Origin of the sequence: Dactylosporangium sp. NPDC005572 (assembly GCF_040605515.1) — a bacterium.
Classification (GTDB): domain Bacteria; phylum Actinomycetota; class Actinomycetes; order Mycobacteriales; family Micromonosporaceae; genus Dactylosporangium.
On the sequence record NZ_JBEXCY010000136.1, the window covers coordinates 23281 to 30761 of the forward strand.

Annotated in this window: 7 protein-coding genes; 3 read left to right on the plus strand and 4 right to left on the minus strand. The window is 72.5% G+C overall.

The window, feature by feature from the left end; translation table 11 throughout:
• Nucleotides 1–60: 60 nt before the first annotated feature.
• Nucleotides 61–453, minus strand: coding sequence for a cobalamin B12-binding domain-containing protein (locus ABZS66_RS42035; RefSeq protein WP_354767940.1), 393 nt, complete (start codon nt 451–453; stop codon nt 61–63).
• Nucleotides 454–710: 257 nt separating this feature from the next.
• On the minus strand, nt 711–3092 hold the full coding sequence (gene pcrA, locus ABZS66_RS42040) for a DNA helicase PcrA (RefSeq protein ID WP_354767942.1): 2382 nt from the start codon (nt 3090–3092) through the stop codon (nt 711–713).
• A gap of 316 nt (nt 3093–3408) precedes the next feature.
• Between pcrA and ABZS66_RS42045 the strand changes: the two genes are divergently transcribed.
• Entirely contained in the window at nt 3409–3687 is a 279-nt protein-coding gene (locus tag ABZS66_RS42045; protein ID WP_354767954.1) for a chorismate mutase, read from the plus strand.
• Nucleotides 3687–4415, plus strand: a complete 729-nt coding sequence (locus ABZS66_RS42050; RefSeq protein WP_354767944.1) for a PIG-L deacetylase family protein — start codon at nt 3687–3689, stop codon at nt 4413–4415. The genes ABZS66_RS42045 and ABZS66_RS42050 overlap by 1 nt, the downstream gene beginning before the upstream one ends.
• 32 nt (nt 4416–4447) lie before the next feature.
• Here ABZS66_RS42050 and ABZS66_RS42055 read toward each other — a convergent pair whose 3' ends face one another.
• Both ABZS66_RS42055 and ABZS66_RS42060 read right to left on the minus strand, forming a co-directional pair.
• Complete coding sequence (locus ABZS66_RS42055; protein ID WP_354767946.1) at nt 4448–5104, minus strand: response regulator transcription factor; 657 nt, start codon at nt 5102–5104, stop codon at nt 4448–4450.
• Nucleotides 5101–6369 carry a PspC domain-containing protein gene (locus ABZS66_RS42060; RefSeq protein ID WP_354767948.1) on the minus strand — a complete coding sequence of 423 codons (1269 nt, stop codon included), beginning with the start codon at nt 6367–6369 and terminating at the stop codon, nt 5101–5103. The genes ABZS66_RS42055 and ABZS66_RS42060 overlap by 4 nt, the downstream gene beginning before the upstream one ends.
• 159 nt (nt 6370–6528) lie before the next feature.
• On the opposite strand from ABZS66_RS42060, the gene ABZS66_RS42065 reads away from it, so the two are divergent.
• Nucleotides 6529–7481, plus strand: a 953-nt coding sequence (locus ABZS66_RS42065) for a PspC domain-containing protein (protein WP_354767950.1), incomplete at its 3' end; no start/stop codon positions are given.

The window sequence follows — 7481 nt, forward strand, 5'->3', positions numbered from 1 at the left end:
CGGGCGAGGGGTACGTCCGGCCCCGCCCTTTCCTGCGTTATCGGCATTTGCTCACGTGAATCAGTTGATATTGCCGCGCGCCCATTCCACGATCGACTCGGTGGTCGCGCCGGGCGTGAAGATCCGGGCCACGCCGAGCCGCTCCAGCTCGGGCAGGTCCTCGTCCGGGATGATCCCGCCGCCGAACACCACGACGTCCTGCGCGCCCCGCTCGGCGAGCAGCTCGATGACCCGGCGGAACAGGGTCATGTGGGCGCCGGAGAGCACCGACAGGCCGACGGCGTCGGCGTCCTCCTGGATCGTGGTCTCGACGATCTGCTCCGGGGTCTGGTGCAGCCCCGTGTAGATGACCTCCATGCCGGCGTCCCGGAGTGCCCGGGCGACGATCTTCACACCTCGGTCGTGTCCGTCGAGGCCGGGTTTGGCGATGACGACGCGGGTCCGCGCGCTCATCTTCACCTGTCCTTCCCTTGTGGGGCGCTTTCCCCAGAAGGTACCGCAGCCGCCCGCGACGACGGCCTGCCGTCACTGGATACGCACAACCCCACCCGCTGGGGGCGCTTTCCGTATTGGCTACCGCGACAGATCTGTGCTGTGCATTTTCCCGCCTTCCCCGCCGGATTCGGAGGTTGTGGCGTGGATGATCGCGTGCATTACCGGGGACGCCGGCGCAGGCTGCCGGAACCAAGCCGATAACCCGGCGGCCGCGCTCAGAGCTTGTCGATCGGGGCGTGGCGCAGGACGATCCACATCACCTGGTCGCCGAAGTCCACCTGGGCCTGGGCGCGGGCGCCCTGCCCCTCCACCGCCAGGACCCGGCCCATGCCGTAACGCTGGTGGTTGACACGGTCGCCCACCGCCAGGGCCGGGACGTCGCGCTGCAGCTCGCTCGCGGTCGACAGCTTCGACGCGTCGAGGCCGAGCTTCGCGGCCAGCTGGGCGGCCTTCGGGGTGTTGCCGACGAACGACGACGTGCGGGACTGGGTGGCGCCGGACGCGCGGCCGCCGACGCCGCCGCGGCCGGACCAGCTGGTGTAGGCCGCGTCGGTGCGCTCCCAGCGGACCAGCTCCGGCGGCAGCTCCTCCAGGAAGCGCGACGGCGGGTTGTACGCCGGCTGGCCCCAGGCGGAGCGGGTCACCGCGCGGGAGATGTAGAGGCGCTGGCGGGCGCGGGTGATGCCGACATACGCCAGGCGGCGCTCCTCCTCCAGCTCCTTGCGGTCGCTCATCGAGCGCTGGTGCGGGAAGACGCTGTCCTCCAGGCCGGTGAGGAAGACCACCGGGAACTCGAGGCCCTTGGCGGTGTGCAGGGTCATCAGCGTGACGACGCCGGTGTGGTCGGGGTCGTCGTCGGGGATCTGGTCGGCGTCGGCCACCAGCGAGACCTGCTCCAGGAAGCCGGCGACGGTGGGCGGCGGGGCGGCGGTGGCGTCGCCCTGCTCGGCGGCGACCGCGATGGTGGCCTCGGTGCGCTCCGTATACTCCCGGGCGACGCTCACGAGCTCCTGGAGGTTCTCGACGCGGCCGGCCTCCTGCGGGTCGGTGCTCTCCTCCAGCTCGGCGAGGTAGCCGGAGCGCTCCAGGGCGGCCTCCAGCACCTCCTCCGGCAGCGCCGTCTCGGCCAGCGCGCGCAGCTCGTCGAGCAGCGTCACGAACTCGCCGATCGCGTTGACGGCGCGGGTGGAGATGCCCGGCGCCTCGGACGCGCGGCGCAGCGCGGCGCCGAACGAGATGCGCTCGCGGCTCGCCAGGGCCTCGATGCAGGCCTCGGCCCGCTCGCCGATGCCGCGGCGCGGGGTGTTGAGGACCCGGCGGACGCTCACCGTGTCGTCGTCGTTGACCACGGAGCGCAGGTACGCGAGGGCGTCGCGGACCTCCTTGCGCTCGTAGAACCGGACGCCACCGACCACCTTGTAGGGCAGGCCGAAGCGGATGAACATCTCCTCGAAGACGCGGGACTGCGCGTTGGTGCGGTAGAAGACCGCGACGTCGGCCGGGCGGATGCCCTCGTTGTCGGACAGCCGGTCGATCTCCCGGGCGACCCAGTCGGCCTCGGCGTGCTCGGTGTCGGCGACGTAGCCGACGATCTGCTCGCCCGCCCCCTGGTCGCTCCACAGCCGCTTCGGCTTGCGCTCGGTGTTGCGCCCGATCACCGCGTTGGCGGCCGACAGGATCGTCTGGGTCGAGCGGTAGTTCTGCTCCAGCAGGATCGTGTGGGCGTTGGGGAAGTCGCGCTCGAACTCCAGGATGTTGCGGATCGTGGCACCGCGGAACGCGTAGATCGACTGGTCGGCGTCGCCCACGACGCACAGCTCGCCGGTGTCGCCGACGAGCTCCTTCACCAGCATGTACTGCGCGTGGTTGGTGTCCTGGTACTCGTCGACGAGCACGTGCCGGAACCGCCGCCGGTAGCTCTCCGCGACCTCCGGGTGGCTCTGGAGCAGGTGGACGACGCGCATGATCAGGTCGTCGAAGTCGAGCGCGTGGGCCTCGGTGAGCCGCTGCTGATAGAGCGTGTAGGCCTCGGAGAGCGTGCGCTCGGCCGGCCCCTTCGCCGAGGCGGCGAACGCCTCGGGGTCGACGAGCTCGTTCTTCAGGTTGGAGACCTGCGCCGCCAGGCCGCGCGCCGGATAGCGCTTCGGGTCGAGGTCGAGCTCGCGGGCCACCAGCTGCATGAGCCGGCGCGAGTCGTCGGCGTCGTAGATCGAGAACGTCGACTTGAGCCCGGCGTGGTCGTGCTCGGCCCGCAGGATGCGCACGCAGGCGGAGTGGAAGGTGGACACCCACATCAGCCGGGCGCGGTTGCCGACGAGCCGGCTGACCCGCTCCTTCATCTCGCCCGCGGCCTTGTTGGTGAACGTGATGGCGATGATCTCACCGGGGTGCACGTCGCGCTTGGCCAGCAGATAGGCGATCCGGCTGGTGAGCACCTTGGTCTTGCCCGACCCGGCGCCGGCGACGATGAGCAGCGGCTGGCCCTCGTGGGTCACCGCGTCGCGCTGGGGCCCGTTGAGCCCCTCCAGAAGGTCAGGCTTGGGCTGACGCGGCGGCTGCGGCGTCGGGGTCTGAGGCACTTCGAAGAGAGCATGCATCGCAGGGGCGAGTCTATGCCGACCCACCGACACTTCCGCCCGACCGGGCCGACGCCGGCGCGAGGAGAGACCGAAACGCGACGATCCCATCCTGCGGAAGACCTTCACGGAGTCGTCAGACGCGTGCCATACTCGGCTACGTGATCGAGCAGGTGCGCTACTACTTTTTTTACGGCTGCGGGAGTCCGGCAGCCGTAGGTCGCGCCTGAACGCCAAACCTACCGACGCCCCGGGCTCCCGCCCGGGGCGTTCGCGTTCCCGGGGCGGGGGCACCAGCCAGACCTGAGAAGGAACGACGAGAATGGCCGCCATCACGATGGAACAGCAGCAGCCCGCCGACGCCCAGCCGGCCCCTGACGAACACATCGCCCAGCTCCGCACCCGCATCGACGAGATCGACGCGGCGCTCGTGGCGCTCTGGAAGGAGCGCGCGGCGATCTCGCAGGAGGTCGGCAAGACCCGCGTCGCCGCCGGCGGCACCCGCCTGGTGCTCTCGCGCGAGCGGGAGATCCTGGAGCGCTTCAGCGCCGAGCTCGGCGCCGACGGCACCCAGCTGGCCCTGCTCATCCTGCGCGCCGGCCGGGGGCCGCTGTAATGAGCTTTCCCCCGAGTGCCACCCCGCTCGACGACGCCCAGCGCGTCCTGTGCGTCTTCGCGCACCCCGACGACATCGACTTCGGCGCGGCCGGGACCGTCGCCCGGTGGGTCGACGCCGGCCTGGAGGTGGCGTACCTGCTGGTGACGCGCGGCGACGCCGGCGGGTTCGACGACACGCCCCGCGAGCAGATGCCGGTCCTGCGGGAGGCGGAGCAGCGCGCGGCCGCGGCGGCGGTCGGGGTCAAGCAGGTCGAGTTCCTCGACGGGTACCGCGACGGGATCCTCACGCCGACGATCGGGCTGCGCCGCGACATCACGGCGGCGATCCGGCGCTTCCGGCCGGACCGGGTGCTCACCAACTCGCCGCTGCGCCGCTGGGACCGCATCGCCGGGCCGAGCCACCCCGACCACCTGGCCGCGGGCGAGGCGACGACCTGCGCGGTCTACCCCGACGCGCGCAACCCGTTCACGTTCACGGACATCGGGCTCGAGCCGTGGACGGTGCGGGAGATCTGGTACAGCGGAGGCCCGTCACCCGACCACGTCGTGGACATCACCGACACGTTCCCGCGCAAGCTGGCGGCCCTGCGGGCGCACGTGTCGCAGACCTCGCACCTCGCCGACCTCGAGGGGATGCTCACGGCCCGGCTGACCGTGGCGGCCGAGGCCGGCGGGCTGCCGGCGGGCCGGCTGGCAGAGGCGTTCTCGGTCTTCTCGACCGCCTGAACCACTGCCTGCCGGGGTCCTGGTGATGACGTTCAGACCAGGCGGCGGTCGGCCGCCCAGCGCGACAGTTCGTAGCGGTTCGACATCTGCAGCTTCCGCAGGACGTTGGAGACGTGCGTCTCGACCGTCTTGATCGAGATGAACAGCTCCTTCGCGATCTCCTTGTACGCGTAGCCGCGGGCCAGCAGCCGCAGCACCTCGCGCTCGCGGTTGGTGAGCTGGTCGAGCTCGGGATCGGCGACCGGCGCGTCCGGCCGCGCGGCGAAGGCGTCGAGGACGAACCCGGCCAGCCGCGGGCTGAACACCGCGTCGCCGTCGGCGACCCGCCGGATGGCGTCGGCCAGCTCGTCGGGCGAGATGGTCTTGGTGACATACCCCCGGGCGCCGGCCCGGATCAGCCCGATGACGTCCTCGGCGGCGTCGGAGACCGACAGGGCGAGGAACCGCACGTGCGGGTGGCTGCGGCGCATGGCGTCGAGCACCGCGCGACCGCCGCCGTCGGGCATGTGGACGTCGAGGAGCACGACGTCGGGCTCCAGGGCGGAGATCCGCTGCACCGCCTCGGCCACCGTGCTCGCCTCGCCCACCACGTCCACGTGGAAGCCCAGCTCGGCGCGGACGCCGGCCCGGAACATCGCGTGGTCGTCGACCAGGAACACCCGCAGTCGCCGGGTCTCTTCGTCGCTCATCGCTCTCCGCTTTCCATGGTCGCAGTGGCCTTCCTACGCAGGGCCTCGGTGTCGATCGGCATGCTCAGGCGCACCTCGGTGCCGTCGCCGGGGGTGCTGCGGATCTCGGCCTTGCCGCCGTGCCGCCGCATCCGCGACATGATCGAACCACGCACGCCGTGCCGGTCGTCGTCCACGGCCTTCAGGTCGAAGCCGACGCCCCGGTCGCGCACGAAGACGCTCACGCAGTCGGGCTCGACCTCCGCATACAGCGAGATCGTCTGGACCTTCGCGTGCTTGGCCGCGTTGACCAGCGCCTCGCGGGCCGCCGCGACGATCGCCGCGATCTTCTCGTCGACGTCGAGGTCGCCCACCACGACCGTCTCGACCGCGACCGCGAACGTGTCCTCGACCTCGGCCGACGCCTCCTCCAGCGCCGCGCCGAGCTTCTCCATCGGCGAGGCCGTCGGCTTGTACAGCCAGTTGCGCAGGGTGCGCTCCTGCCCGCGGGCCAGCCGCTGGACCTCCTTGACGTCCCCGGCGTTGCGCTGGATCAGCGCGAGCGTGTGGAGCACCTGGTCGTGGATCATGGCCGCGATGTCGGCCCGCTCCTGCTCCCGCACCCGCGCCTCGCGCTCGGCGCTGAGCTGGGTGAACATCCGGTACAGCAGCGGTGCGAGGGCCAGGCCGACGCCCGCGAGCGCCACCGCGGCGAAGCCCAGGCCGTAGCCGATCGCCGCCATCGGCGCGCCCGGGATCCGGACGCCGACCACGAACACGCCGATGATGCCGACGACCACCAGCAGGCCGCCGCCGACGAAGCGCAGCAGGTAGGCCTTGCGGTTGTTGTCGACGACCGCGCCCAGCCACGGCATGCCCGGCACGGTCGCCGACCAGCGCTCGCGGCGCTTGGGGTCGGCCTGGTGCCAGATGATGCCGGCGCCCAGCGCGATCACGGCGGCCAGCCAGCCGATCACCGCCTGGACGCTGCCGGTCGGCTGGACCATGAGCCGCAGCAGCACGATGCCGATGCCGAGCGCGAGGAACGAGAAGAGCTGGTTGACGTTGCGCCCGCCGGGGCGCACCGACGGGGGCATCGGCAGGACGGCCCAGAAGGCCGCGTAGAGCAGGGCGCCGAGGCCGTCGAACGCGGCCAGCGCCACGAAGGCGACGCGGATGAGCACGACCGAGGCCCCGAGGTGCGCGGCGAGGCCGGCCGCGACCCCCGCGACGACCCGGTCGGCGGGCTCGCGGTACAGGCGGCGCGTGGGCATCGGGGTGGCCATCAGGCTCGTTTCACACTCGGGGCGGTCGGCGGTCCTCCAAATCGTCACACGGCGGACGTCCGCGAGACCACTCCGAAGACCCCGGAGCTGGCAAATCAGGGTGGCGTCAGGGTCGATGCCGGAGGCAGGGAGCACAGGTTTTCCGCAAGCATGGGTGTCATGACGAATCCGCCTGCCGCCGACGAGCCGGCCGCCACCGCCGCCGAGCAGCCCACGGTGGACGCACCTGCGGCGACCGAGACTCGTGACCTCGCCGCCGATCCGGTCGAGCCGGTCGAGCCGGTCGCGCAGACGCGCGACCTGGGGGCCGAGGGCGACGACGCTCCGGTCGCGGATGCTCCCCCCGCGGATGCTCCCCCCGCGGACGTCCCTCCCGCGTACGCTCCTCCCGCCGACGCTCCTGCTGCGGACCCCGCGGAAGCTCCTCCGGGTGCGGCGCCGCCGGGTGCCGTTCCGCCACCCGGAACGCCCCCGCCGGCCGGTGGCGGGTTCCCCCCGCCCTTCGGCGGCGGCTTCGGCGGCTTCGGTGGCGGCGCGAGCTTCAACCGGGCCGGCCTGGTGCGCCCGCAGCAGGGCCGGTATGTCGCCGGCGTCTGCGCCGCCATCGGCCGCGCCACCAACACCGACCCCACGCTCTGGCGGGTCATCTTCGCCGTCCTGACCCTGGCCGGCGGCGTGAGCATCGTCGCCTACCTGGCCGGCTGGCTCCTGCTGCCCGCCGAGGGCGACACCGCCTCCCCGCTGGAGGCGCTGCTCGGCCGCGGGCGGTCCAGCACGTCCTCGCCGCTCGCGATCGTGATCGGCATCTCCGCCGTGCTCGCGTTCGTGCTGGTGATGTCGCGCAACATCGGCGCCGCGATGGTCGGGCTGGCCGTCGTCATCGGCGTCGTCGCGCTGCTGGTCCGCGGGCAGGGCGGGAGCGGGCACCCGGCCGCCGCCGGGCCGTTCACACCGCCGCCGGCACCGCCGCCGACCCCGTTCCCGCCGTCGGTGCCGCCGTTCACCGCCCCGACGATGCAGTTCACGGCGCCCGCCACCGGCCCGGCCCCGATGCCGCCGGCGCCCCCGGCCCCGCCCGCTCCCCACGTGCCGCCGGCGCCCCCGGCGAGCGG